The organism is Achromobacter pulmonis (assembly GCF_902859765.1).
Taxonomy (GTDB): domain Bacteria; phylum Pseudomonadota; class Gammaproteobacteria; order Burkholderiales; family Burkholderiaceae_B; genus Achromobacter; species Achromobacter pulmonis.
The window spans coordinates 1-24,745 of the sequence record NZ_CADIJV010000016.1 but is presented as its reverse complement, the minus strand read 5'-3'; the positions used below and the strand labels follow the sequence as shown (position 1 = coordinate 24,745).

General features: G+C 69.3%; 20 protein-coding genes, 1 tRNA gene and 1 other RNA gene. 18 read left to right on the top strand and 4 right to left on the bottom strand.

All coding sequences use genetic code 11. The annotated features are described in order from the left end of the window. Positions 1-44 precede the first annotated feature (44 nt). The 4 genes from HV701_RS14835 to HV701_RS14820 all read left to right on the top strand — a co-directional run bounded on the left by HV701_RS14835 (position 45) and on the right by HV701_RS14820 (position 3,384). Positions 45-950: a LysR substrate-binding domain-containing protein gene (locus tag HV701_RS14835; protein WP_175133784.1), complete on the top strand. Its 906-nt coding sequence runs from the start codon at positions 45-47 to the stop codon at positions 948-950. Between the two features lie 103 nt (positions 951-1,053). Continuing rightward, positions 1,054-2,040, top strand: a complete 987-nt coding sequence (gene xerD, locus HV701_RS14830) for a site-specific tyrosine recombinase XerD (protein ID WP_175133783.1) — start codon at positions 1,054-1,056, stop codon at positions 2,038-2,040. A gap of 66 nt (positions 2,041-2,106) precedes the next feature. Next, on the top strand, positions 2,107-2,595 hold the full coding sequence (gene ybaK / locus HV701_RS14825; protein ID WP_175133782.1) for a Cys-tRNA(Pro) deacylase: 489 nt from the start codon (positions 2,107-2,109) through the stop codon (positions 2,593-2,595). Between the two features lie 210 nt (positions 2,596-2,805). After that, positions 2,806-3,384 (top strand): DJ-1/PfpI family protein, encoded by a 579-nt coding sequence (locus HV701_RS14820; RefSeq protein WP_175133781.1) that lies wholly within the window; start codon positions 2,806-2,808, stop codon positions 3,382-3,384. A 144-nt stretch (positions 3,385-3,528) separates the two neighbouring features. On the opposite strand, the gene adhP is transcribed toward HV701_RS14820, so the two are convergent. Further along, a complete protein-coding gene (gene adhP, locus HV701_RS14815) occupies positions 3,529-4,557 on the bottom strand; it encodes an alcohol dehydrogenase AdhP (protein WP_175133780.1) in 1,029 nt (342 codons plus the stop codon). Between the two features lie 212 nt (positions 4,558-4,769). Between adhP and HV701_RS14810 the strand changes: the two genes are divergently transcribed. Then, positions 4,770-5,159 carry a ribbon-helix-helix domain-containing protein gene (locus HV701_RS14810; protein WP_175133779.1) on the top strand — a complete coding sequence of 130 codons (390 nt, stop codon included), beginning with the start codon at positions 4,770-4,772 and terminating at the stop codon, positions 5,157-5,159. Between the two features lie 78 nt (positions 5,160-5,237). Here the strand turns inward: HV701_RS14810 and pbpG are convergent, their stop codons facing one another. Both pbpG and HV701_RS14800 read right to left on the bottom strand, forming a co-directional pair. Further along, the gene (gene pbpG / locus HV701_RS26760; protein WP_254595179.1) at positions 5,238-6,506 is read right to left on the bottom strand and encodes a D-alanyl-D-alanine endopeptidase; all 1,269 of its coding nucleotides are present in this window, start codon (positions 6,504-6,506) and stop codon (positions 5,238-5,240) included. A gap of 312 nt (positions 6,507-6,818) precedes the next feature. Next, positions 6,819-6,893 (bottom strand) — tRNA-Arg (locus HV701_RS14800). A gap of 223 nt (positions 6,894-7,116) precedes the next feature. On the opposite strand from HV701_RS14800, the gene HV701_RS14795 reads away from it, so the two are divergent. From HV701_RS14795 to HV701_RS14765, 7 genes are all read left to right on the top strand, one after another. Beyond that, positions 7,117-7,881 (top strand): enoyl-CoA hydratase/isomerase family protein, encoded by a 765-nt coding sequence (locus tag HV701_RS14795; RefSeq protein WP_175133778.1) that lies wholly within the window; start codon positions 7,117-7,119, stop codon positions 7,879-7,881. Beyond that, positions 7,878-9,500 (top strand): AMP-binding protein, encoded by a 1,623-nt coding sequence (locus HV701_RS14790; RefSeq protein ID WP_175133777.1) that lies wholly within the window; start codon positions 7,878-7,880, stop codon positions 9,498-9,500. The genes HV701_RS14795 and HV701_RS14790 overlap by 4 nt, the downstream gene beginning before the upstream one ends. Continuing rightward, the gene (locus tag HV701_RS14785; RefSeq protein WP_175133776.1) at positions 9,497-10,447 is read left to right on the top strand and encodes a hydroxymethylglutaryl-CoA lyase; all 951 of its coding nucleotides are present in this window, start codon (positions 9,497-9,499) and stop codon (positions 10,445-10,447) included. The genes HV701_RS14790 and HV701_RS14785 overlap by 4 nt, the downstream gene beginning before the upstream one ends. An 87-nt stretch (positions 10,448-10,534) precedes the next feature. Next, the gene (locus HV701_RS14780) at positions 10,535-11,071 is read left to right on the top strand and encodes a MarR family winged helix-turn-helix transcriptional regulator (RefSeq protein WP_175133775.1); all 537 of its coding nucleotides are present in this window, start codon (positions 10,535-10,537) and stop codon (positions 11,069-11,071) included. A gap of 90 nt (positions 11,072-11,161) precedes the next feature. Then, positions 11,162-11,896: an enoyl-CoA hydratase/isomerase family protein gene (locus HV701_RS14775; protein ID WP_175133774.1), complete on the top strand. Its 735-nt coding sequence runs from the start codon at positions 11,162-11,164 to the stop codon at positions 11,894-11,896. Continuing rightward, on the top strand, positions 11,893-13,089 hold the full coding sequence (locus tag HV701_RS14770; protein WP_175133773.1) for a CaiB/BaiF CoA transferase family protein: 1,197 nt from the start codon (positions 11,893-11,895) through the stop codon (positions 13,087-13,089). The genes HV701_RS14775 and HV701_RS14770 overlap by 4 nt, the downstream gene beginning before the upstream one ends. Positions 13,090-13,165: 76 nt before the next feature. After that, positions 13,166-14,137, top strand: a complete 972-nt coding sequence (locus tag HV701_RS14765) for a Bug family tripartite tricarboxylate transporter substrate binding protein (protein ID WP_175133772.1) — start codon at positions 13,166-13,168, stop codon at positions 14,135-14,137. Positions 14,138-14,162: 25 nt separating this feature from the next. Here the strand turns inward: HV701_RS14765 and HV701_RS14760 are convergent, their stop codons facing one another. After that, positions 14,163-15,116 (bottom strand): NAD(P)H-dependent flavin oxidoreductase, encoded by a 954-nt coding sequence (locus HV701_RS14760; protein ID WP_175133771.1) that lies wholly within the window; start codon positions 15,114-15,116, stop codon positions 14,163-14,165. A gap of 197 nt (positions 15,117-15,313) precedes the next feature. On the opposite strand from HV701_RS14760, the gene HV701_RS14755 reads away from it, so the two are divergent. From HV701_RS14755 to dnaX, 6 genes are all read left to right on the top strand, one after another. Continuing rightward, a complete protein-coding gene (locus tag HV701_RS14755) occupies positions 15,314-16,513 on the top strand; it encodes an MFS transporter (RefSeq protein WP_175133770.1) in 1,200 nt (399 codons plus the stop codon). 16 nt (positions 16,514-16,529) lie between these two features. After that, positions 16,530-16,691 (top strand): hypothetical protein, encoded by a 162-nt coding sequence (locus HV701_RS14750; RefSeq protein ID WP_175133769.1) that lies wholly within the window; start codon positions 16,530-16,532, stop codon positions 16,689-16,691. A gap of 59 nt (positions 16,692-16,750) precedes the next feature. After that, complete coding sequence (locus HV701_RS14745; RefSeq protein ID WP_175133768.1) at positions 16,751-19,414, top strand: PD-(D/E)XK nuclease family protein; 2,664 nt, start codon at positions 16,751-16,753, stop codon at positions 19,412-19,414. A 3-nt stretch (positions 19,415-19,417) separates the two neighbouring features. After that, on the top strand, positions 19,418-23,008 hold the full coding sequence (locus tag HV701_RS14740) for a UvrD-helicase domain-containing protein (RefSeq protein ID WP_175133767.1): 3,591 nt from the start codon (positions 19,418-19,420) through the stop codon (positions 23,006-23,008). 367 nt (positions 23,009-23,375) lie between these two features. Further along, positions 23,376-23,473: signal recognition particle sRNA small type (gene ffs, locus HV701_RS14735), an RNA gene on the top strand. A 120-nt stretch (positions 23,474-23,593) separates the two neighbouring features. Beyond that, a partial coding sequence (dnaX, locus tag HV701_RS14730) for a DNA polymerase III subunit gamma/tau (RefSeq protein WP_175133766.1) occupies positions 23,594-24,745 on the top strand: 1,152 nt, incomplete at its 3' end.

Below are 24,745 nucleotides of genomic sequence, written 5' to 3'. Positions count from 1 at the left end.
GCCGCATCCCCGGCCGGTATTACGCCTCCGGTATTACGCCTCCCATGAGAAACGGCATTCCCAATCTGAGCGCCCTGCAGGCGTTCGAGGCCTCGGCCCGCCTGGGCAGCTTTTCGCGCGCCGCCGAAGAACTGTCGCTGACCCACAGCGCCGTCTATCGCCAGGTAGCCAGCCTGGAGGCGCGGCTCGGCGTGCAACTGTTCACGCGGGTGCGGCGGCGCATCGTGCTCACCGACCCTGGCGCCGAATATGCGGGACGTATCCGCCATCACCTGGACCAGATCGAGAAGGACACGTTCGGCCTGGTCAGCCGCACCGGCATGGGCCGCAGCATCCACATCGCCGTGGTGCCGACACTGGCCACCACCTGGCTGATCCCGCGGCTGGCGGATTTCCAGCGGGCACAGCCGGACATCACGGTCAGCCTGTCGGTGCGGACCCTGCCGTTCCAGTTCAAGGACCAGCCGTTCGACGGCGCGGTCTACCATGGCGACACGCTCTGGCCCGGCACGCAGGGGGTCTTGCTGTTTCCCGAGCGCGAGCTGGTGCCGGTCTGCGCGCCCGGGCTGATGGCAGGGGTTTCCGAGGCCGGAATGGGGGCGTTGGCCGGCATGACCCATTTGCACCTGAGCTCGCGGCCCGATGCCTGGCGCCAGTGGTACGGCGCCAACAACTACCTGTATGGCCCGCAGGCCGCGGGCGGCCCGCGCTATGAACTGTTCACCATGGTGATGGCGGCGGTGCAGGCCGGGCTGGGCGTGGGCCTGATGCCGCGCTTCCTGGCGCAGCCGGCGCTGGACCTGGGCACGCTGGTGATGCCGGTGCCGCAGTCGCTGACGGTGAGCCAGGGCTATTACTTTGGCTATCCGCAACGCAGCGAGCGCTCCGAGGCGTTGAAGCTGTTCGAGGCCTGGCTCAAGTCGGCTGCCGCGGCGGTGGTGGGGCGCTGACCCCGGGCGCGGGCCGCGCCGCCGTAGAATGTGGCCCATTGCCGGCGCCGCTTCCGGCCCCGCCAGCCGCCGGCCGGCTCTCCTGACGCATCGCATCCGCCCCATGCCCGATTCCCGCCCGACGCTCGCTTCCCAGGCCGACATCGATGCCTTCATCGACGCCGTCTGGCTCGAGGATGGCCTGTCGGCCAACACGCTGGCGGCATACCGGCGCGATCTGACCGGTTTCGCGCGCTGGCTGGAAGACCCCGCGGCCTACGCCCGCGAGATGGCTGACCGGCACGGCGAGGCGGCCCCGACCCATGCCGCGCCGGCGGCCGGCCCCGCCAAGGCGCTGGCCGAGGCGGGCAAGGCCGATATCGAGGCCTGGTTCGCCTTTCGCCACGAAGAAACCCGCGCCACCACCGCCAACCGGCGCCTGGCGGCGCTACGGCGCTTCTACGCCTGGGCCCTGCGCGAGCACCGCACCGCGCAAGACCCCTGCCTGACCCTGGTGGCGGCCAAGCAGCCCCCGCGCCTGCCCAAGACGCTGTCCGAGCAACAGGTCGATGCCTTGCTGCGCGCGCCGGACCTGTCCCAGGCGCGCGGCCTGCGCGACCGCGCCATGCTGGAAACGCTCTACGCCACCGGCCTGCGCGTGTCGGAGCTGGTCGGCCTGCGGGCGCTCGACGTCAGCCTGGACGAAGGCGTGGTGCGCGTGGTGCTGGGCAAGGGCGGCAAGGACCGGCTGGTGCCGCTGGGCGCGGAGGCGGCGCATTGGATCGATCGCTACCTGAAGACCGCGCGCCCCGAGCTGGCCGCCGGGCGCGTCAGCGATGCGCTGTTCATCACCGCCCGCGCCGAGGCCATGTCGCGCCAGGCGTTCTGGCAATTGGTCAAGAAGTACGCGGTGCTGGCGGGGGTGCATGCGCCGCTGTCGCCGCACGTGCTGCGCCATGCCTTCGCCACCCATCTGCTGAACCATGGCGCCGACCTGCGCGTGGTGCAGATGCTGCTGGGCCACGCCGACATCTCCACCACGCAGATCTACACCCATGTGGCGCGCGAGCGGCTGAAGGCGCTGCACGCCGCGCATCATCCGCGCGGTTGACGCCGGCGTTTGCGCGTCCGCGCCCGCCTGCCTACACTTTTGCCTTCGCCTTTCCAACGCCCTGCCATGAGCAAAGCCCGCCACGTTTCCGAAACGCCCGCCACCCAGTTCCTCAAGCAGCACAAGGTGGCGTACACCGAGCACACCTACGACTACGTCGATCATGGCGGCGCCGGCGAGGCCGCGCGCCAGCTGGGGCTGGACCCGCACGCGGTGGTCAAGACGCTGGTGATGGAAGACGAAGCGGCCAAGCCGCTGATCGTGGTGATGCATGGCGATCGCGAAGTCTCCACCAAGAACCTGGCGCGCCAGGCCGGCCTGAAGAGGGTCGAACCCTGCAAGCCCGAGGTGGCGCAGCGTCATTCCGGTTACCAGGTGGGCGGCACCTCGCCCTTCGGTACGCGCAAGAAGATGCCGGTGTGGGTCGAGGCCGAGATACTGCAATACCCGGTCGTCTACATCAACGGCGGCCGCCGCGGCTACCTCGTGGGCATCGATCCGAACGCGCTGGTGAGCCTGCTCGGCGCCAAGCCGGTGACGGTGGCGCTGGAGTAGGGGACTGGCCACGGCCTTGCGTTGCGCGCGGGCCGCTCATGACCCCCAAGGGCCGCACGCGGCTCCGCGTCGGGGCATCCGCCGCCGCGTGGTATCCGGTTACCACCCCCGTTCCTGCGGGCGGGGGCACAATGGCTACAGAACATCAAGAACCGGCCGCCCTGTCCTGGGGCGCCGTAGCCGGCGATTCCCCAACTCCAGGAGACAATCATGAGCAAGAGACTGTTGATGCTGGTCGGCGACTATGCCGAAGACTACGAGACCATGGTGCCGTTCCAGACGCTGTTGGCGGTGGGCCATACGGTGCACGCGGTCTGCCCGGGCAAGAAGTCCGGCGAAAGCATCGCCACCGCGATCCACGACTTCGAGGGCGCCCAGACCTACAGCGAAAAGCGGGGCCACAATTTCGCGCTGAACTACGACTTCGACCGGGTCGAGGCCGGCTCCTACGACGGCCTGGTGATCCCGGGCGGCCGCGCGCCGGAATACCTGCGCCTGAACGAGAAAGTGCTGGAGATCGTGCGCGCCTTCGACCAGGCCGGCAAGCCGATCGCCGCCGTCTGCCACGGCGCCCAATTGCTGGCGGCCGCGGGCATCCTCCAAGGCCGCACCTGCTCGGCCTACCCCGCGTGCGCGCCGGAAGTGCGGCTGGCCGGCGGCACCTATGCCGAGATCGGTATCGACCAGGCCTACACCGACGGCAACCTGGTGACGGCGCCGGCCTGGCCCGCGCATCCGGCGTGGCTGGCGCAATTCCTGGCCGTGCTCGGCACCCGGATCACGCCCTGAAGCGGCGCCGTGTGGCGGCCTGGGCCGCTGCGCGCGATCCGGCGCCGGTCGCCGCCTCGTTGGCGCGTCGCCCGGCCGATGGGCGTGTGGCCGCAAAACAAAGGCGCCTGCCGCGGCAGGCGCCTTTTGCATGGCAGGCGAGGGTCAAGCCGCCATGTCCAGCACGATGCGGCCTTCGATCTGACCACGGCGCATGCGGTCGAACACGCTGTTGATGTTCTCCAGCTTCTCGGTGGCCACGGTCGCGTGCACCTTGCCTTCCTCGGCGAACTGCAGCGATTCCTGCAGATCCAGCCGCGAACCCACGATCGACCCGCGCACGGTCACGCCGTTGAGCACCATGTCGAAGATCGACAGCGGGAAGTCGCCCGGCGGCAGGCCATTGAGCGCCACCGTGCCGCCGCGGCGCACCATGCCCAGCGCCTGTTCGAAGGCCTTGGGCGACACCGCCGTGATCAGCGCGCCGTGAGCGCCGCCGATTTCCTTTTTCAGGTACGCCGCCGGATCGGTGGTCTTGGCATTCACCACCACTTCCGCGCCGAGGCGTTTGGCGAAGTCCAGCTTGTCGTCATCGATGTCCACCGCCGCCACGTTCAGGCCCATGGCGCGCGCATATTGCACCGCCATGTGGCCCAGTCCGCCAATGCCGGAGATCACGACCCAGTTGCCCGGGCGCGTGTCGGTCATCTTCAGTCCCTTGTAGACCGTGACGCCGGCGCACAGCACCGGGGCGCTGTCCACGAAGCCGACATTCTTGGGCAGCAGGCCCACATAGTCCGCCGCCGCCAGCGCGTACTCGGCGAAGCCGCCGTTGACCGAGTAGCCTGCGTTCTGCTGCTGTTCGCACAGCGTTTCCCAGCCGCCCAGGCAATGCTCGCAGTGACCGCAGGCGGAATACAGCCACGGGATGCCGACGCGGTCGCCTTCCTTGACGTGCGTCACGCCCTGGCCCACCGCCACCACGTGACCCACGCCCTCGTGGCCGGGAATGAAAGGCGGATTGGGCTTGACCGGCCAGTCGCCCTCGACCGCATGCAGGTCGGTGTGGCAGACGCCGCAGGCCTCGATCTTCACCAGCAGTTCGCCGGCGCCGGGGCGCGGCACGTCGACTTCTTCGATTTCCAGGGGTTTGCCGAATGCGCGAGCCACGGCGGCCTTCATGGTTTTGTTCATTGCTACCTCCGAAGTCAGAACAGTCTTAGCATGCTCGGATGGGTGTGCGGCCGAGACCTTGATTTATATCAACGGGGGCCGGAAGGCTTCGACGCAAGAAACTTATCGTTGCAGAATGGGCGCGGTGCGCACCTGGGCGCGGGTATCTTGCCGCGCTGGCGGCTCTCGTCGTACAGTGGCCCGCAGGTATCGTGTCGGCATCAGGAGCGCCCATGTGTGAAATCTTCATCCGCGCGAGCGAGCAGTCCTACGCGCCCGAGACCCGTTCCCTGCGCCTGCACGGCGCGGCCACCAGCCTGCGGCTGGAGCAGTTGTTCTGGCAGGTGCTGGAAGAAATCGCGGCACGCGACGGCATGCGGGTGACGCAACTGATCGAGCGCCTTTATGACGAACTGGTGGAATACCGCGGCGAGGCCGCCAATTTCACTTCGTTCCTGCGGGTGTGCTGCCTGAGGTATCAGCTGCTGCAGGCCGAGGGCCGCATTCCCGCCGATGCGGCGGTGCCGATCCGCTCGCTCAACGCCAAGGCGGTATTGGAGGGCCTGCCGCCTGCGATGTACGACCCTCAGCCGCTGCGTGCGAAACGGCCGGTGGCGGCGTAGACGGCTCACCATGGCGCAGCAGGCGAAAAAAAGCCCGATCCTGGATCGGGCTTTTGCTTGGGCGGGGCGATGCGCGAATCAGCCGCCGGGCTGGGTCGAGGCCATGGCCACTTCGCTCTGCACGATGCGGCGGATGCGCACGGCATCGCCGATGCGCGACAACTTGCCTTGCGAATCCAGCAGCACGATCGCCAGATCGCGGCCATTGATGCGCGCCAGCATCACCAGGCATTCGCCGGCTTCGTTGATGTAGCCGGTCTTGGATACCTTGATGTCCCAGTCGGGCTTGCGCACCAGCAGGTTGGTGTTGCGGAAGGTCTGCGTGCGTTTGTTGATTTCGACGTCGTATTCGGTGTCGGTGGAATAGCGGTGGATCAACGGGCGCTGCGCCGCGGCGCGCAGCAGGCGGGCCAGGTCGCGCGGCGACGAGACATTATTGCTGGACAGGCCGGTAGGCTCGATGAAATGCGTGCTGGTCATGCCCAGCGACTGCGCCTTGGCGTTCATGGCCGCGACGAAGGCGGGCAGGCCGCCGGGGTAATTGCGGCCCAGGGCATTGGCGGCGCGGTTTTCCGAGGACATCAGCGCCAGGTGCAGCATGTCGCCGCGCGACAGCCGGGTGCCCACGCGCAGGCGCGACGTGGTGTGCTTGAGGCCGTCGATGTCGTCATCGGTGATCTCGAGCATCTCGTCCATGGGCTGGTTGGCGTCCACCACCACCACGGCGGTCATCAGCTTGGAAATCGAGGCGATCGGGCGCACCACGTTTTCGTTCTTGGCGAAGATCACGGTGGAGGTGGCCAGATCCTGCACGTAAGCCGTGCTGGAGCGCAGCGCGGCGGCTTCGGCGCGCACCGACACCGCGGGTGGCGGCATGGCGGCGGCGGCCGTGCGTTGCGCGCGCGGCGGCTTGTTCGGCTTGCCGTTCTTGCCGCTGGCGCCCTTCTTGGATGAGCCATGTTGGGCCACGGCCTGGCGGCTGCCCTTGGGCGGCGCCTTCTTGCCCGCAACCTGCTTGGGCGCGCCCTTGCCAGCCGTATGTTTGCCCGCGGCGGCCTTGGGCGTGGATTTGGCAGCGGCCGACTTCGGCGCGGCCTGCTTGCCGGCGGCCTTGGGCGTGGCCTTGGCCGTGCCGTGCTTGGGCGTGGCCGCCTTGCCGGCGCCGGCTTTCTTGGCGGGGGCGGGGGCTTTCTTGGCTTGTTGGGCCTTGCAGGCGGCCGACTTGGCGTTGGTCTTGCAGGGATCGGTGTGCTTCGCGGCGAGCGCGGCAGGGGGCAGGAGCGCGCACATCGCCAGCGCCGCCGGCGCTATCGCGTTCGCAATTGCACGTTTCCAGTTAAATGCCATGGTTTGAGCAGGCTTGTCAGTCTGTGAAGAATTGTTTCCCGGGTCGAGCTTGTGGCGGTTCCGGAAAAGTCCAGATGAATTAGGGGGTTACGCGTCGAATTTAAACAGCAATTTCAAGTGATGCGCAAGGCGATTCACCATCATTGGGCAAAAAAATATCGGGGCCGTATTGACGGGCGACACAGACGTCACCGGGCGCGTTCCGCGACGCTACTGGCGCGCGGCGCGTGAGCGTAGCCCGGAATGACCCTCAATTGGCTGAATACGTGGGAAGGGTTTGCAATGGGCCTGCGTGATCGAGGCCGGGAAGGGTGGCCTCGCCGGGTGGAATCGAACCACCAATTGACCCTTAGGAGGGGCCGGTTATATCCATTTAACTACGGCGAGACGGGCAGCATGGGCGTTCCCGGAAGACGCCTGGGCCATAAAGGGCGCCTAGTGCCTTGATATTCCAGGGAAAGACCAGGGGCGCAAGTGTAACACCATTGGGTAGTAGCCGAAAAATAGTGGATTTAATCAACTATATGCCCTATATTGCCCGGCATGGGCCCGTCGTCGTCGCGCTGGACGCGGCGGGCCGGCCCCAGACCCAGAACATCCAGGAGCAGGCATGACCCCGACTTTCCACACGATCCTGCTGGACGTGCAGGACCGTGTCGCCACGGTGACGCTGAACCGGCCCGACAGCCGTAACGCGCTCAATTCCCTGATGTGCGCCGAGTTGGTGCAGGCCATGCAGCAACTGGCGGACAACCCCGACGTGCACGTGCTGCGGATCGCCGCGGCCGGCCCGGCGTTCTGCGCCGGCGCCGACCTGAAAGAGCGCAAGACCATGTCGAATGCCGAATTGACGGCGCGCCGGGTGCAGGGCTTTGCCGCCTATGCCGCCATCGAGCGCATGCCGCAGCCGGTGATCGCGGTGGTGCAGGGGGCCGCGTTCGGTTCCGGTTGCGAAATCGCCGCGGCCTGCGACTTCGTGCTGGCCTCGTCCGAGGCCACGTTCTGCTATCCGGAGGTGGGCTGGGGCACGGTGGGCGCCACCCAGCGCCTGCCGCGTATCGCCGGCGCCCGCAAGGCCAAGGAGCTGCTGTTCACCGGCCGCCGTTTCGACGCGGCCGAAGCGCGCGTGATCGGTCTGGTCAATCAGGTCTATGCGCCCGAGGCGCTTGCCGCGGAGGCGGCGCGGATGGCGGCAGCCATTGCGCGCGCCGCGCCCCTGACCGTCAGGCTGACCAAGCGCAGTATCGACCAGGGGCTGGCGACGACGCGCGAGGGCGCGATGGCGATCGAATTGCTGGCCATCGAGGAAAACCTGCGCGGCACCGATTGGAAGCAGGCCATCGCCGGATTCGGCGCGGCGGGAGACAAGGCATGATCGGCCCGACGATTCTGTCGCAGGCACTGGCGCGCCAGGTGGCCGATCGCGCCGACGCCGAAGCCTTTGTCGCGCCCGGCGAGCGCCACACCTGGGCGGCGTTGCAGGAAGGCGCGCGCCGCATCGCCCGCGGCCTGCATGCGGCGGGGGTGCGCCGTGGCGACCACGTCGGCGTGCTGTTGGGCAACGGCGGCGCCTGGGTGCAGGTGTTCTATGCCTGCGCCCTGCTGGGCGCCGTGACGGTGCCGGTCAACACGCGCTTCAAGACCGATGAATTGGCGTTCTGCCTCAAGCAGGCGGACGTTCAACTGCTGCTGACGGCCGACACCTTCCTGGGCATCGATTTCCTCGATCTGCTGGCGCAGGTCGAGCCGGCGCTGACGACCGCCTTGCCCGGGCAGGCCCTGCCGCTGCTGCGGCGCGTGGTGGTGCTGGGAGAGCGCTGCCCCACGGGCGCGCAATCATGGCAGGACTTCCTGCGGGCCGGCGCCACGGTCGACGATGCGGCGCTCGACGCCGTCATGCGCGCCGTGGCGCCGGACGACGTGCTGCTGATCCAGTACACCTCGGGCACCACCTCGTTCCCGAAGGGCGTAATGCTGACGCACGCCAACATGCTGACCAACGCCTGGGCCGCGGCGCAGCGCATCGGCGTGCGGCCCGACGACCGCTACTTCAGCATCCGCCCGTACTTTCACGTGGCCGGCACCACCTTGTCGATCCTGGTGAGCCTGATGACCGGGTGCTGCCTGCTGACGCTGCCGAAGTTCGACGTGGCCGAGGCATTGCGCATGCTGGACGAAGAACGCTGCACGCTGACGTCCGGCAATGACACCATCTTCCTCATGCTGATGGGGCATCCTGATTTCGACCGCAGCCGTATCCACCTGCGTGGCGGCTGGGCCGCCGCCGGCCCGCAGGTAATGGGCAAGATCCGCGATGTGATGGGCGTGCCGGGCATTTGCAATGCCTACGGCCAATCCGAGGCTTCGCCCAACATCACGCTGTCGGCGCACGACGATCCGTTCGAGCTGCGCGCCATGGGCTGGGCGCTGCCGCATCCGGGCATGCAGGTGCGGGTGGTGAACCCGGGAACGGGCGCGCCATTGCCGCCCGGCATGCAGGGCGAGATCCAGGCGCGCGGTTGGAGCGTGATGAAGGGCTACTACAAAATGCCCGAGGCCACTGCCCGCGCGCTCGGCGCGGACGGCTGGCTCAGCACCGGCGACCTGGGCGAAATGGACGCGCACGGCCGGCTGCGCATGGTGGGCCGGCTGAAGGATATGTTCCGCGTGGGCGGCGAGAACGTCGCGCCGGCCGAAGTGGAGGAGACCCTGCACGGCCATCCCGCCGTGCGCATGGCGCAGGTGGTGGGCGTGCCGGACGCGCGGCTGGGCGAAGTGCCGGCGGCGTTCGTGCTGCTCAAGGACGGGCAGGACTGCACGCCGGACGAGCTGACAGCCTGGTGCAAGGCGCGGTGCGCCAATTTCAAGGTGCCGCGCTATGTTGAGATCGTCGACAGCTTCGAGCACATCGGCATGACCGGCAGCTCCAAAGTGCAGAAGAACAAGCTGCGCGCCCATGCGCTGGCGCTGTTCGGGCTGGAGCAACAGGCATGAGCGCGCGCGACGTGGTGCTGTGCGAATGCTTCGCGCGCGATGGCCTGCAGCACGAGCCCGACTTCATCGACACGGCGGTCAAGGCCGACCTGATCGACCGTTTCGCGGCGCTGGGCTTCGAGCGGATCGAGGCGACCTCCTATTCCAACCCCAAAGTGGTGCCGCAGTTTGGCGATGCCAGCGAACTGCTGGCGGCGCTGCCGCGCCGCGCGGGGGTCTGGTACAAGGCTACCTGCGCCAACGCGCGCGCCGTCGAGCGGGCGCTGGCCGACCTGGACGCTGGCATCGGCGCCAACGAGATCAGCCTGCTGGTCTCGGCCAGCGAATCGCATTCGACGCGCAACCTCAAGCGCGAGCGCGCCGCGCAATGGGACAACATCGCCGCGATGGCGCGGTTGGCGAATGGCCGCTTTCGCCTCATCGGCACGATCTCGGTAGCGTTCGGCTGCCCCTTCGAGGGGGCGGTCGATCCCGATGCGGTCATGGCCGATGCGCGGCGCTTCGCCGCGCTGGGCGTGGGCATCGTGACGCTGGGCGACACCACCGGCATGGCCACGCCCGCTTCGGTGCGCGATCTGTATGGCCGCATGGCGCGCGAGCTGCCCGAGGTGACGCCGGTGGCGCATTTCCACGACACGCGCGGTACCGGGCTGGTGAACTACCTGGCAGCGCTGGAAGCGGGCGTCACGCATTTCGACTGCGCCTTCGGCGGCGTCGGCGGCCATCCGGCCAAGGTGCGCTATGGCGGCGGCCACACCGGCAATGTCGCGACCGAGGACCTGGTCAACCTGTTCGAGTCGATGGGCGTGCGCACCGGCCTGGACCTGCGGGCGCTGGCGGCCATCTCGGCGCGCTGCCAGGAGGTGCTGGGGCGCGTCCTGCACAGCCGGGTGGCGCAAAGCGGGCTGAACCCGCTGATCGGCGTGGCCGCGGGAGCGGCGGCATGAGGGCCGCGCGCGGCCTTTGTATATCATGCGGGCAGTGGCGCGCGCCGCGCGCGCGCGCCACGCTTTTCCGCATCTGACGAGTTCGCCATGGCCACCCGCACCGCATCCAAGTCCGCCACCGCCGCGCGTCCCGCACCCCGGGCGTTAAAGGAGCTGTTCTCGTACCGCCTGAACCGGCTGGCCTATGTGTCCAGCCGTATCGCCGCCGGCCTGAACGAAAGCCGCTACGGCGTCGGTCCGCGCGAATGGCGCATCATCGCGCTACTGGGCGCGGCGCCGGACATGTCGTTGAACGCGGTGGCGCGCGAGGCCAATATCGACAAGAGCCAGGCCAGCCGCACCGTGTCGGAGCTGATCGAGCGCGGCCTGATCCAGCGCAGCGCCGACAGCCAGGACGGGCGCGGCGTCAGCCTGGACCTGACGCGCGCCGGCCGCGCGCTGTACGAAGAGATGTTCCCGGCTGCGATCGAGCGCAACGAGAGCATGCTGTCGGTGCTTTCGGAGACCGAACGCGAAACCCTGGAGCGCACGCTGGACAAGCTCACCGCGCATGCGCTGGAGATGTTGAACGAGTGCAAGGCGGAGGTGCCGGCGCGTCGTGGCCGCGGGGTGCAGCCGCGCTGAACGCGAGGGGCGCGCCTTGCGCCTTTTTTTACCCTTATTGTTGATTTAATCAATCAATTTGCACATCGCCATTGGAAGAGGATATCCGTGATGTCGGAACTGATCATCGAAGACCTGGACGCCGTGCGGCTGCTGCGGCTGAACCGTCCGGAAAAACACAACGCCCTGAACACCGCGCTGACCACGTCGCTGCTGGACGCCCTGCGCCAGGCCGACCGCGACGAGGCGATCCGCGCCGTGGTGCTGGCGGGCAACGGCAAGTCGTTCTGCGCGGGCGCCGACACCACCGAGTTCTCGGCGCTGACGCCGGAACAACCGGACGCGGTGCTGCGCCGCGCGGATCTCACCACCGATCTGCACCTGGTGTTCTCGCGCATGGCCAAGCCGGTCATTGGCGCGGTGCATGGCAACGCGCTCGGCGGCGGCGCCGGCCTGGCGCTGGCGTGCGACCTGACGGTCATGGCCTCGGACGTACGCTTTGGCTATCCGGAACTGCGCCACGGCATCGTGGCCGCCGTGGTCATGGCCAACCTGGTGCGGCAGGTGGGCCGCAAGCATGCCTTCGAGCTGGTGGCGATGGCCGAGCCGATCGATGGCGCGCGCGCGTTGCAGTTGGGCATCGCCAACCGGGTCGCGCCCGCCGCGCAGGTGCTGGAAGAGGCGCTGGCGATGGCGCGGCGCCTGGCGGGCTGGGAACCGGCGGCCATGGGCCTGACCAAGCGCGCCTTCCACCGCGCGGCCGATCTGGGGTTGGGCGAGGCGCTGGGCGTGGGCCGCGACGCCAACGTCATCATGCGCGGCTTCCGCCAGGGGGCGGCGCGATGAGGCCGCTCGAAGGCGTCACTATCCTGGACCTGTCGCGCGTGCTGGCGTGCCCGTTCGCCTCGATGATCCTGGCCGAGCTGGGCGCCGAGGTCATCAAGGTCGAGCAGCCCGGCGGTGGCGACGAGACGCGTGGCTTCGAACCCAAGGTGCATGGCGAGGGCGGCACCGAGTCGGCCTACTACCTAGCATTCAACCGCAGCAAGCAGTCGATCACGGTGAACTTCCGCCACCCCGAAGGGCAGGCCGTGATCCGGGGCCTGGCCCAGACTTGCGACGTGGTGGTGGAGAATTTCCCGGTCGGCACGCTGGCCAAGTACGGCCTCGACCGCGAGCACATCGCCCCGGACAACCCCGGCCTGATCTATTTCTCGTGCACCGGTTTCGGCATGACCGGGCCATACGCGCCGCGCAAGGGCTATGACACGGTGTTCCAGGCCATGGGCGGCATCATGAGCCTGACCGGCGAGCGGGGCGGCGGTCCGGTCAAGCCGGGCCTGCCCGTCAGCGACCTGACCTCGGGCCTGTGGGCCGCCATCGGCATCCTGTCGGCGCTGGTGGGACGGGCGCGTTCGGGGCAGGGCTGCCATATCGATTTCTCGATGCTGGACGGGCAGGTAGGCCTGCTGTCGCTGGCCGCCGCGCGCTATTTTGCGCTGGGCGAAGTGCCGCCGCGCCTGGGCACCGAGCACCCCGGCCGGGTGCCGTCCGCCGCCTTCCAGTGCGGGGACGGGCGCTGGGTGCAGATCACCGGCAGCGACCAGCATTGGAAGCCGCTGTGCGAGGCGCTCGACCTGCCGCAATGGGCCGACGACCCGGAACTGGCGCGCAACGCCGTGCGCGTGGCGCGGCGCGACGAGGTCATGGCCGGTCTGTCGGCCGCCGCCGCGCGGCTGACGCGCGACGAACTGTGCCGCCGCTGCGATGCGCGTGGCGTGCCGGCCGGCCCGATCCTGGACGTAGAGGAAATCCTGCACAACGAGCACGTGCTGGCGCGCGGCATGGTTGGCAGCTACGAGCATCCGTCCATCGGCCGCTTCGGCGCGGTGCCGGTGCCATTCAAGTTCGACGGTTTCGACGATCCGCGGCTGCAGCGCCCGCCCTTGCTGGGCGAGCATACCGACAGCGTGCTGGCCGGCCGGCTGGGCCTGGCGCCGGCGCAGATCGAGGCTTTACGCGAGCAGGGCGCGATCTAGGGGGCGGGGCGCGGCGCCCCGTTGCCATCCCTCGCACACCATCAGACACAAAACACAATATTCCAGGAGACAAACCATGAAGATTATGAAGCGCCTGCTGTGCGGCGCGGCGTTGGCGGGCGCGCTGAGCGGCCCGGCCATGGCCGCCGAGGCCTACCCGTCGCAACCCATCACGCTGGTCAACCCCTACGCCGCCGGCGGTCCGGCCGACGTACTCGGACGGGCCCTGGCGCGCGAACTGGAGAAACAGCTGGGCAAGGCCGTCATCGTCGAGAACAAGGCCGGCGGCGGCGCCGCCATCGGCGCCAATTACGTGGCGCGCGCCAAGCCCGACGGCTACACGCTGCTGCTCGGCACCTCGGCCGCGCATGTGGTCACGCCGCTGATGCAGCAGACGCCGTACGACGGCATCAAGGACTTCGCATTTATCTCGATTGTTGCCAACCAGCCCAATATGCTGGTGGTGCGGCCCACGCTCGAGGTCGACAGCGTCGGGCAACTGATCGCGATGGCGCGCAAGGAGCCGGGGCGCATCAACTACGCGTCGGCCGGGCCGGGCAGTTCGCCACACCTGGGCGCGGAGCTGTTCCGCGAACGCGCCGGCGTGGATATCGTCCATATTCCCTACAGCGGCGCCGCGCCGGCCATCAACGACCTGGTTGGCGGGCAGGTGGACATGGCGGTGCTGAACCTGGCCGCCAGCCTGCCGTTCATCCGCAGCGGGCGCCTGAAGGCGCTGGCCTATGCCAACGACCATCGCTCGCCGCTGCTGCCCGAGGTGCCGACGTTGGCCGAATCCGGCGTGAAGGGGGCCGAATCGGCCTCCTGGTACAGCCTGGCCGCGCCCAAGGGCACGCCGCCGGAAGTCGTGCAGCGCCTGAACGACGCGGTGGCCAAGGTCAACGCCAGTCCCGAATACCGCAAACTGATGCAGGCGCAGGGGGTAGACCTGTGGACCATGACGCCGCGGGAAGCCACTGCCTTCGTGGAGCGGAACCAGGCCGCCATGCGCAAGCTGGTGCAGGCGGCGGGGTTGATGAAGAAATAGGCGGATTCTGGCCGGACGCTGCGGTTCATCCGGCCAGTAACGCCACGCGCCTGAGCGCATCGCGGGTTTGCGCCACCAGTTGCTCGACCACCGCGCCGGCCGGTTGCAGGCTGTCGATCAGGCCCGCGCTCTGGCCGGCCTCGACCTTGCCGCCCCGCACGTCGCCGTCGAAGGCGGCCTGCTTCAGGGAACTGCCGGCGAACATCGTCTCCAGCACGGTCTGGTCGCCGTCGCGTTCGGCCGCGAGATAGTCGTGGGCAAAGGCGTTGCGCAGCATCCGTACCGGCGAGCGGCCGCGCCCCACCAGCGTGGTGTCGGCCACGCCGGCGGCCAGCACCGCCGCTTTGTAGGCATCGCACACGCCGGCCTCCGGCGTCAGCAGGAACCGTGTTCCCAACTGGACGCCGGCGGCGCCCAGGCACAGCGCCGCCGCGATGCCGGCGCCATCGGCGATGCCGCCGGCCGCCACCACCGGCACCGACACGCGCCGCACCACGGAACGCAGCAATACCTGCAAGCCGATTTCATCGGGGCCGGGATGGCCGCCGGCTTCCAGGCCGACCGCGATCACCGCGTCCACGCCAGCCGCTTCGGCCTTGGCGGCATGTTCGGGGCTGGCGATCACTTGCAGCCATTTGGCGCCGGCCTCGCGCGCGCGGCCGATGTGCTTCTGCGGCCCGCCCTGCGACGCGATGATGATGGGCACGCCCTCGCTCAGGGCGATGTCCATGTGTTCCTGCGCGCGTTTGTTGTAGAGCGGGATGTTGACCGCGAAAGGCGCGTCGGTGCCGGCGCGGACCGCGCGGATGGCGGCCAGCAGCGCCTCGGGGTACATGGGGCCGGCGGCGATCACGCCCAGGCCGCCGGCGCGCGACACCGCCAGCGCCAGCGCCGCATTCGACGAGGCCCAGCTCATGCCGCCCTGGATAATCGGATAGCGCGTGCCCAGCAGGCGGGTCAGCGGGGTTTGCAGAGTCATGGTTCAGGGGAGGTGGGAAAAGTCCCATTCTGGAATATGTAGTTGATAAAATCAACTAAATTGTGGGGGCATATGCGATGTGCCGACGCGGGTATTCCCGGGCGGTCCGGGTTATTTGTTTATGATGTGCGCGTCTGGCCCAAGGCCCGACCGTCCCGAGGAGAGGGGGGCGCCCGCCGTCGTCAATAAGAACAATCATGTCGAGCACTACCGATACGCGTTACCTGCGCACCATCATCCTGGGTACCCTGGTGGTGCTGCTGGCCATGGGCGTGCGCGCCACCTTCGGCCTGTTCATGCAGCCGATGGGCCTGGCCCACGGCTGGAGCCGCGAAGTGTTTTCCATGGCCTTCGCCCTGCAGAACCTGGTCTGGGGCGTGGCCTGCATCTTCATGGGCATCCTGGCCGACCGGTATGGTTCCGGCCGTACCATCGCGTTGGGCGCGCTGCTGTACATGCTGGGCATGATCGGCACGCGTTTCGCCACCGACGAAACCACGCTCTACCTGAGCGCCGGCCTGCTGGTCGGCCTGGGTCAGGCCGGCACGACCTTCCCGGTGATCCTGCCGGTGGTGGCGCGCGCGGTGCCGCCCGCCTATCGCAGCACCGCCATGGGCATCGCCAGCGCCGGCGGTTCGCTGGGCCAGTTCGCCGTGGTGCCGACCGGCCAGGTGCTGATCTCCGGCCTGGATTGGCCGGGCGCGCTGTGGGTGCTGTCGCTGTTCGTGGCCTGCGCCGCGCCGCTGGCCTATTACCTGCGCGGCCGCCCGCAAGCCCATGGCGGGCCGCAGCAATCGCTGGCGGCGGCGGTGCGCCAGGCGGTGCGGCATCCGTCGTTCCACTTCCTGTTCTGGAGCTATTTCGTCTGCGGCTTCCACACCGCCTTCATCACGCTGCACCTGCCGGCCTACGTCACCGATGGCGGCCTGACGCCGGGGCAGGGCGCCACCGCGATCGCGCTGATCGGGCTGTTCAACGTGCTGGGTTCTTTCTATGCCGGCAAGCTTGGCGGGAAGTACAGCAAGAAGCGTCTGCTGGCGGTGGTCTACGGCATGCGCGCCTTCGGCATCCTGTTGCTATTGTGGCTGCCGCTGTCACCTTGGGTGCTGTATGCATTCGCAGCCTGGATGGGGCTGTTCTGGCTGGGCACGGTGCCGCTGACGCAGGGCCTGATCGGCCAGATCTACGGCCTGCGCTATGCTGCGACCTTGTCCGGCATTGTGTTCCTGGGCCATCAGGTCGGCAGTTTCATCGGGGTCTGGCTGGGCGGCTATGCCTACGCCACTACCGGCAGCTACGACCTGGTCTGGTGGCTGGGCGTGGCGCTGGCGGTGGCCGCGGCGTTGCTGTGCCTGCCCGTGCGCGAACAGCCGCTGGCGCAGCCGGCCGCCGCCTGACTTGCCGCAAGCCATCATGAACGCCACGCCAGCATCCAAGCCCGTCCGCCGTCAACGCGGCTGGCGGCTGCTGGGCTGGGTGGCGCTGGCGCTGGTGCTGGGCCTGGCCTTCTGGGGCTACACCACGCCCGGCATGCAGATCCACTGGGAAAATCTGGCCTCGCTGTGCGGTTTTTGAGCACGCTGGCGGGGCGGGCTCGCGGTATCCTACGGCGGTGAACGATTCTTCGCCTTTCCATGCAGGACGCCCCGCTTTCCTTCCCTGATCTCAGCCTGCCCGGCATCGGCGCCTTGCCCGCCGCCGACCTGCTGGTGCTGACGGTCAACAACCGCCTGTCGCGCCGGCTCACGCTTGAACTGGCCGGGCTGTTGCGCCAGGAACGCCAGGTCAGCGAACTGCCTCGCATCCTGCCCCTGTCCGCCTGGCTGGCCGAGTCCGCCAATGAGCTGGCGTTCGAGGACGACGAGGATGTGCCGGCCTATCGCCTGGACAGCTTCGCCACCCAGTTGGTCTGGACCGAGGCCATCCGCGCCGAAGAGGCCGAACGCGTGCTGCTCGACGCCAGCCAGGCCGCCCGCCTGTCGATGGATGCCGACCTGCTGATGGACGAATGGACATTGCAGGTGCCATCCGGCGCCGATACCGATGAATACCGCGGCTTTGCCCGCTGGCGCCGGCGCTACCGCGAGGCGCTGGCAGCCATCGACGCCGAGGATGCGAACCAGGGCTACGCGCGCGTATTGCGCGCGCTCGAAGACGGCCGCCTGGCCGTTCCCGGCCAACTGGTCCTGGCGGGTTTCACCGATTTGTCGCCGCGCTTTCGGCGCCTGCTGCAAGCCTTCGAGGCGCAGGGCTGCCGGATCGCGCAATGGCGCGACACGCAGCGCGCGCCGGCCGCGCCGCGGCGCTTCGAGGCGTCCGACCAGGGGGCCGAATGGCGCGCGGCCGCCGAATGGGCCGCGGACCAGCTCGCGCGTCACCCCTCCGGCCGCTACGCCATCGTGTCCCCGCAGCTCGAGGCCGAGTCGCCTTTTGCGCGCCGCGTCCTCAGCCAGGCCCTGGCGGGGCGCGACGGCGCGCCGGCGTTCGCCTTCAACGTGGCGGTTGGCCGGCCGCTGGATGAATGGCCGATGGCGCGCGCGGCGCTGGCCTGGCTGCGCGCGCTGGCCGAATGCGCGGCGGGCAAGGGCTGCGGCGTCGAGGTGCTTGGCGCGGCCCTGCTGGCGGGGCATTGCGCTGGCGATGTCAGCGAGCGTGCCCGCCTGGCCGCCATCGATGCGCGCTGGCGCCGCCGCGGCCAGGTCCATGTCGGCGCGGTCGAATGGCGCAAGCAGCTGGCGTTGCTGCCGCCGCTGGCGCAGGCCTGGGACCAGGCCATGGAAATCTGGACGCGCGGCGGCGCCCGCGCCTCCTGCGACGTCTGGATGCTGCGCATGAAAGCGGCGCTGACGGCGCTGGGCTTTCCCGGCGAAGGCGTGCTGGACAGCGTCGGCTACCAGGTGCTGGGCGCGCTGGGCGAGGCCCTGGGCGGTTTCTCCGCGCTGGCGCCGGCGGCGGGCAGGCTGGGGGGCGTGGCGGCGGTCAATCTGCTGCAAAGCGTGGCGCGCTCCGCGTCGTTCCAGCCGCAGCGCGATCCGCTGGCGCGGCTGGACGTGCTGGGCCTGCTCGAGGCCGAGGGCGGCTTCTGGGATGGCATCTGGATGCTGGGCCTGACCGACGATGTGCTGCCGGCTTCGCCCAAGCCGAATCCGTTGCTGCCGCTGGCCGTGTTGCGCCAGGCCAAGGCGCCGCGCGCCACGCCCGAGCGCGAGCGTGAATGGGCCGAAGGCATCTACGCGGCGTTGTGCCGCTGCGCGCCGCAGGTCATCGTCAGCCATGCGCACATGGATGGCGAACGCGAGCTGCGGCCATCGCCGCTGATCGCGGCGGCGCCGCCGACCGATTGGCGGCCGGCGCCGGTTGCCGCCGTGGCCGCCTTGCCGCAGGAATCGCTGGACGATACGCGCGGGCCGCCCCTGGCCGCCGCTGATCGCGGCGGCGGCGGCCTGGATGTCCTGGACACGCAGGCGCGCAACCCCTTGTGGGCCTTCGTGCGGCACCGGCTGGGCGGGCGCGAACTGGCGCCCTACGCCGACGCGGCCACGGTGAACGTGCGCGGCCAGTTCCTGCACAAGGCGCTTGAACGGGTGTGGGGCATGTTGCCCGACCAGGAGGCCCTGCACGAGACGCTGGCCGCGGGCCGCCTGCCCGCGCTGCTCGAACAGGCGGTGGCGCAGGCGGCGGACGAGGAACTCAAGGAATACGCGCCGGCCCTGAAGGCGCTGGAATGCGCGCGGGCCCGGGCGGTACTGGCGTCGTGGCTCGACATGGAGGCCCAGCGCCTGCCGTTCGCCGTGGCGCAGGTCGAGAAGAACCATGAATGGCGGCGGGGCGCGCTGCACCTGAAACTGCGGCTGGACCGCATTGACACGCTGGCCGATGGCCGCAACGTCATCCTCGACTACAAGACCGGGGTGGCCGCCGCCAAACCCGAGCCGGACTGGTCGCGCAGCCGTCCCGTCAACCTGCAACTGCCGTTCTACGCCTCGGTGCTGGCCGACGCCGCCGGCGGCGAGGTGGCCGGCCTGGTGCTGGCCCAGATCCACGCGCGCCAGGTGGCGGCGCAGGGCCTGGCCGACGAAGACCTGGGCATGGAAGGCGTGACGCTGGCCGCCGAAAGCAAGTATTTCGACGGCCTGTCCTGGCCCGAGATCCGCCAGCGCTGGCGCGCCGCGATCGAATCGCTGGCCGATGAATACGTGGCGGGGCATGCCGCCAATGTCGCCTACCGGCGCGATGACCTGAAATACTGCGATGCGCTGCCGTTCCTGCGCTTGCACCTGGACGATGAGGACGCCTGAGCCATGGCCGATGTCGAACGCCTGCCCCAGGACCACGCCGCGCGCGCGGCCGCGCTGGATCCCGCGCGCTCGTTTCTGGTGCAGGCCCCCGCCGGCTCCGGCAAGACCGAGCTGCTGACCGACCGCATCCTGGCGCTGCTGGCCACTGTCAGCCGCCCCGAGGAAATCGTCGCCATCACCTTCACGCGCAAAGCCGCCTCCGAGATGCATGCGCGCGTGCTCAGCAAGCTGCGCCGCGGGCAAGAGGCGCCGCCCGAGGCCGCGCATGAACGCCGCAGCTGGGAACTCGCACGCGCCGCGCTGGCGCGCAATGCCGAACAACAATGGCACCTGCTGGAACACCCGGCGCGGCTGGCCATCCGCACCATCGACTCGTTCTGCGCCGGCCTGGTGCGCAGCATGCCGTGGCTGTCCGAACTGGGCGGCATGCCCGAAATCACCGACGATGCCCGCGCCCATTACCTGGCGGCGGCCCGCGCCACGCTCGATCTGGCCGATGACTACGACGCGGTGCGCATCCTGCTGCAACACATGGACGTGGACGTGCAGGCGGCCCGCGATGCCATCGCCGACATGCTGGGCCAGCGCGACCAATGGCTGCCGCTGCTGCGCCACAGCGCCGACCGCGAGGCCCTGGAACAAACCCTGGCCGAGGCCATCGGCGAAGACCTGGACGCGCTGTGCGAGGCCATGCCCCTCGGCTGGGCCGAGGCGCTGTGCGGCCCGGCGCGCCTGGCCGCGGCCCAGTTGCAGGACGGCGGCGAAGACGACCGGCTGGCGGCATTGCTTGACTGGACCGACGAACTGCCGCCCGACGCCGAGGTGCTGGACCAGTGGCGCGCCGTGGCGCATCTGCTGCTGACCGGCGCGGGTACGCTGCGCAAGACCGTCACCAAGACCCTGGGGTTTCCGGCCAAGTGCGCGCACAAGGAACCGTTCGTGGCCTGGCTCGAAAGCGCCGACGCCGATGCTCCGTGGGTGCGGCGCCTGGCCGCGGTGCGCGACATTCCCGCGCCGCGCTTGAGCGATGCCCAGTGGGAGGTGCTGGGCGCGCAGCTGATGACACTGACGCTGGCCGTGGCGCAACTGCGGCTGCGCTTCGCCGACACCGGCGAGGTCGATTTCATCGAGATCTCGCAGCGCGCCGCCGCGGCGCTGGGCAGCGCCGACGATCCCGGCGAGCTGCTGCTCAAGCTGGATGCGTCGATCCGTCATCTGCTGATCGACGAATTCCAGGACACCAGCCAGACGCAGCTCGACCTGCTGCGCACGCTGACCTCGGGCTGGCAGGCGGGCGACGGCCGCAGCCTGTTCCTGGTGGGCGACCCGATGCAGTCGATCTACCGTTTCCGCAAGGCGGAAGTGGGCCTGTTCCTGGAAGTGGCGGAGCAGGGCGTGGGGGAGCTGCAGCCGGACTTTCTCAACCTGACCGACAATTTCCGTTCACAGGCGGGTATCGTCGATTGGGTCAACCAGTCGTTCGCGCAATTGCTGCCCAAGCGCAGCGACGCCGCCGCCGGCGCCATCAAGTACAGCCCGTCCAGCGCTTTCCACGAGGCCCTGCCGGAGCCCGCCGTGCGTTTCCATCCCGCCTGGTCACGCGCCGGCGCCGCGCCGGCCGAGGAGCAGGCCGAGGACATCGCGGTCGGCCTGGTGCGGCAGGCGTTGGCCGACCATGCGGGCAGCAAGCATCCGGTCGCCATCCTGGTGCGCGCTCGCAGCCACCTGGGCAATCTGACGCGCCGGCTGGCGCAGGAAGGCATCCGTTGCCGCGCGGTGGACCTGGTGCCGCTGGCGTTGCGGCCAGTGGTGGCGGACCTGGTGCAATTGGTGCGGGCGCTGTCGCATCCGGGGGACCGCTTGGCCTGGCTGTCGGTGCTGCGCGCGCCGTTCTGCGGCCTGACGCTGGAATCCTTGCAGCGCCTGTTCGGCGACGATCACGTGACGCCGGTGCCGGTCCTGCTGGAACGGCTGTTGCGCCCCGCGCCAGCGAAGGCCGCCGCGACCCCCTTGGCCACTGTGCCGGCGGCGCGCCAGGGGTCCTTGTTCGACGACACCGAGAACCCGGCGCAAGGGGCCTTGTTCGACGACACCGAGAACCCGGCGCAAGGGGCCTTGTTCGACGACTCGGCGTCCGCGGCGCGGCAGGAACCCGCTGCGATGCCGGTGGCGGCGGGCGAGGCCGCGCCGTCGCTGGGCGGCGCGGACGTCCGGCCCAGCGCCGAGGCCTTGTTGCGTCCCGAGGAATACGCGCGCCTGAAGCAGGTGGCGGCGGTGCTGCTGGACACCCGCAACGCGTCGGGCGCCATGCCTTTCGCGGCCTGGGTCGAGATGCTGTGGCGCCGCCTGGGCGGGCCCGCGCTGTACAGCGGCCCCTCGGTGGCCAACGATGCCGAAAGCCTGTTCCAGTTGGTCGAGCGGCTGGCGCCGCACGGCGCCATCGATGCGGCCGCGCTTGACGCCGGCATCGCGCGCCTGTTCGCGGCGCCCGACGCGGCCGACGAAGATGCCGCGGTCGAGATCATGACGATGCACAAGTCCAAGGGCCTGCAGTTCGAAACCGTCATCCTTTACGGCCTGCATCGCGCCCCGCGCGGCGACCAGCCGCCGCTGGTGCGCTTCGAGCAAAGCGCCGGCCGCGTGCTGTTCGGCCCGGTCAAGCCGCGCGCCGAGACCGAGGCCGACCCCGTGTCGCGCTACCTCGGCGCGCGCGAGGCGCGCCGCGCTTCCTACGAAATCGACCGCCTGCTGTATGTGGCCGCCACCCGCGCCCGCAAGCGCCTGCACCTGGTGGGCCACGTCGCCGTCGACGAGGCCACCGGCCAGGCCAAGCCCCCGCCATCCGCCAGTCTGCTGGGGCGCCTCTGGCCGTGCCTGGCAACACCGGAGCCACCCGCGACGGAAGGCGACAACGCCGAACCCCGCGACGACGGCCCCGAGTGGCAAGGCGAGCCCCTGCGCCGCGTGCGCGGTGATGGTCTGGCGCAGCTGGCGCGCCAGACCGATGTGGCCATCAGCCCCGGCTTCGCCGCCACCGCGCGCGGCGCCTGGGGCGACAGCGCCGAACATCCCGCCTGGCAACTCGAATCCGGCTACGACGCCGCCATCGGCACCCTGGCCCACGCCTGGCTGGCCCGCATCGGCCACGACGGCATCGCCGCCTGGCCGGCCGAGGCCCTGGCCCAGCGCCAGTCCGCCATGCGCCGCCAACTGACCCGCGCCGGCATCCCCGCCAGCCAGGCCGACGCCGCCGCCGAAGCCGTGCTCGACACGCTCCAGTCCACCCTGGCCGATGAACGCGGCCTCTGGCTCCTGTCCCAATCCGGCGCCCGTCGCGAATGGCCCCTCATCGACGCCGCCGGCAAGGTCTCCGTCATCGACCTGGCGCTGAGCACCGAAGACGGCTGGCTCATCGTCGACTACAAGACCGGCCGCCCCCAACCCAATGAATCTCCCGCCGCCTTCGCCCAACGCATGCGCCAACGCCACGGCGACCAACTCCTGCGCTACTGCGCCCAAGTCACCGCCCTGGACGGCCGCAACGCCCGCGCCGCCCTCTACTTCCCCCGCGCCCGCGCCTGGATCGACCTGTAACCCTCCCCCCTCAAATAGCGCCGACAAGCCCCCCCCCCCCGGAAGGCAAAAGCGACGAGGTCAAACAAAGCACACCCAGCCAGGCGACAAGCAAGAAAGACCGCAAGACAACAAGATAGGCAAGACAGCAAGCCAAGTAAGGCAGCAAGACAGCAAGCCAAGCAAAGCAGCAAGGCAAGCAAGGCAGCAAGGCAAGCAAGGCAAGCAAGGCAAAGCGAAGCGAGCCACCAAGACAAGCGAAGCAACGTCTTCTCCCCCTCCCCCTCGGGGGGAGGGCCGGGGAGGGGGCGCACATACAGCCCCCCGGGGCCCGCCAAGCAAGAGGCTAGCCGAGCGAGCAACGCGAAGCTCTGCTAGAATCTTGCTTGGCGGGCCCCTCCGCATGGTTCGACGGTGAACCTGGTCAGGTCGGGAACGAAGCAGCCATAGTCGTTTAGGGTCAGTGCCGGAGTAAGGCTCGCCAACCGGTTTCTCAAAGGGGACGGGGTTGTTTTCCAAGGGGGATTCCCCGGAAAATGATTCCGTCCCTTTTGCATTTCGCGCCGGCAATCGCATAGGCTCTTGCAAAGGCTCTACAATCCCGCCATGACTTATCTGGTACTGGCCCGCAAGTGGCGGCCGCGATCGTTCGATACCCTCGTGGGACAGGATCACGTGGTGCGCGCGCTGACGCATGCGCTCGACACCCAGCGCCTGCATCACGCCTGGCTGTTCACCGGCACCCGCGGCGTCGGCAAGACCACGCTGTCGCGCATCCTGGCCAAATCGCTCAACTGCGAAACCGGCATCACCTCCAAGCCCTGCGGCGTCTGTCGCGCCTGCACCGAGATCGACGCCGGCCGGTTCGTCGATTACCTCGAACTGGACGCGGCCTCGAACCGCGGCGTCGAGGAAATGACCCAACTGCTGGAGCAGGCCGTCTATGCGCCGGGCGCGGGCCGCTTCAAGGTCTACATGATCGACGAAGTGCACATGCTGACGGGGCACGCGTTCAACGCGATGCTCAAGACGCTGGAAGAGCCGCCGCCACACGTCAAATTCATCCTCGCCACCACCGACCCGCAGAAGATCCCGGTCACGGTGCTGTCGCGCTGCCTGCAATTCAATCTGAAGCAGATGCCGGCCGACTCCATCGTGGGCCACCTGCAGGCGGTGCTGGGCGAAGAGCAGGTCGGCTTCGAAGTGCCGGCGCTGCGTCTCATCGGCCAGGCCGCGGGCGGTTCCATGCGCGATGCGCTGTCGCTGACCGACCAGGCCATTGCCTACAGCGCCGGCAACCTGACCGAGGACGCCGTGCGCGGCATGCTCGGCACCATCGACCAGCGCCACCTGGTGCGCCTGTTGGACGCGCTGGCCACCGGCGATGCCAAAGGCGTGCTGGCGGTTGCCGATGAACTGGCCACGCGCGGACTGTCATATGCCGGCGCGCTGGCCGACCTGGCCGTGCTGCTGTCGCGCATCGCGATCGAGCAGCGCGTGTCGGGCGTGACGCCGGCCGAGGACCCGCTGGCGGCCGACATCGCCCGCCTTGCGCAAACCCTGCATCCCGACGCGGTGCAACTGTTCTATTCGGTGGCGGTGCACAGCCGCGGCGAACTGACCCTGGCGCCGGACGAGTACGCCGGTTTCATCATGGCCTGCCTGCGCATGCTGGCGCTCAACGGTGACGCCGGTCCGCAGACCGCCATCGAGGCGCCCGCCGCGCCGGCCCGCCAGGCGGCCGAACCCGCCGCGGCC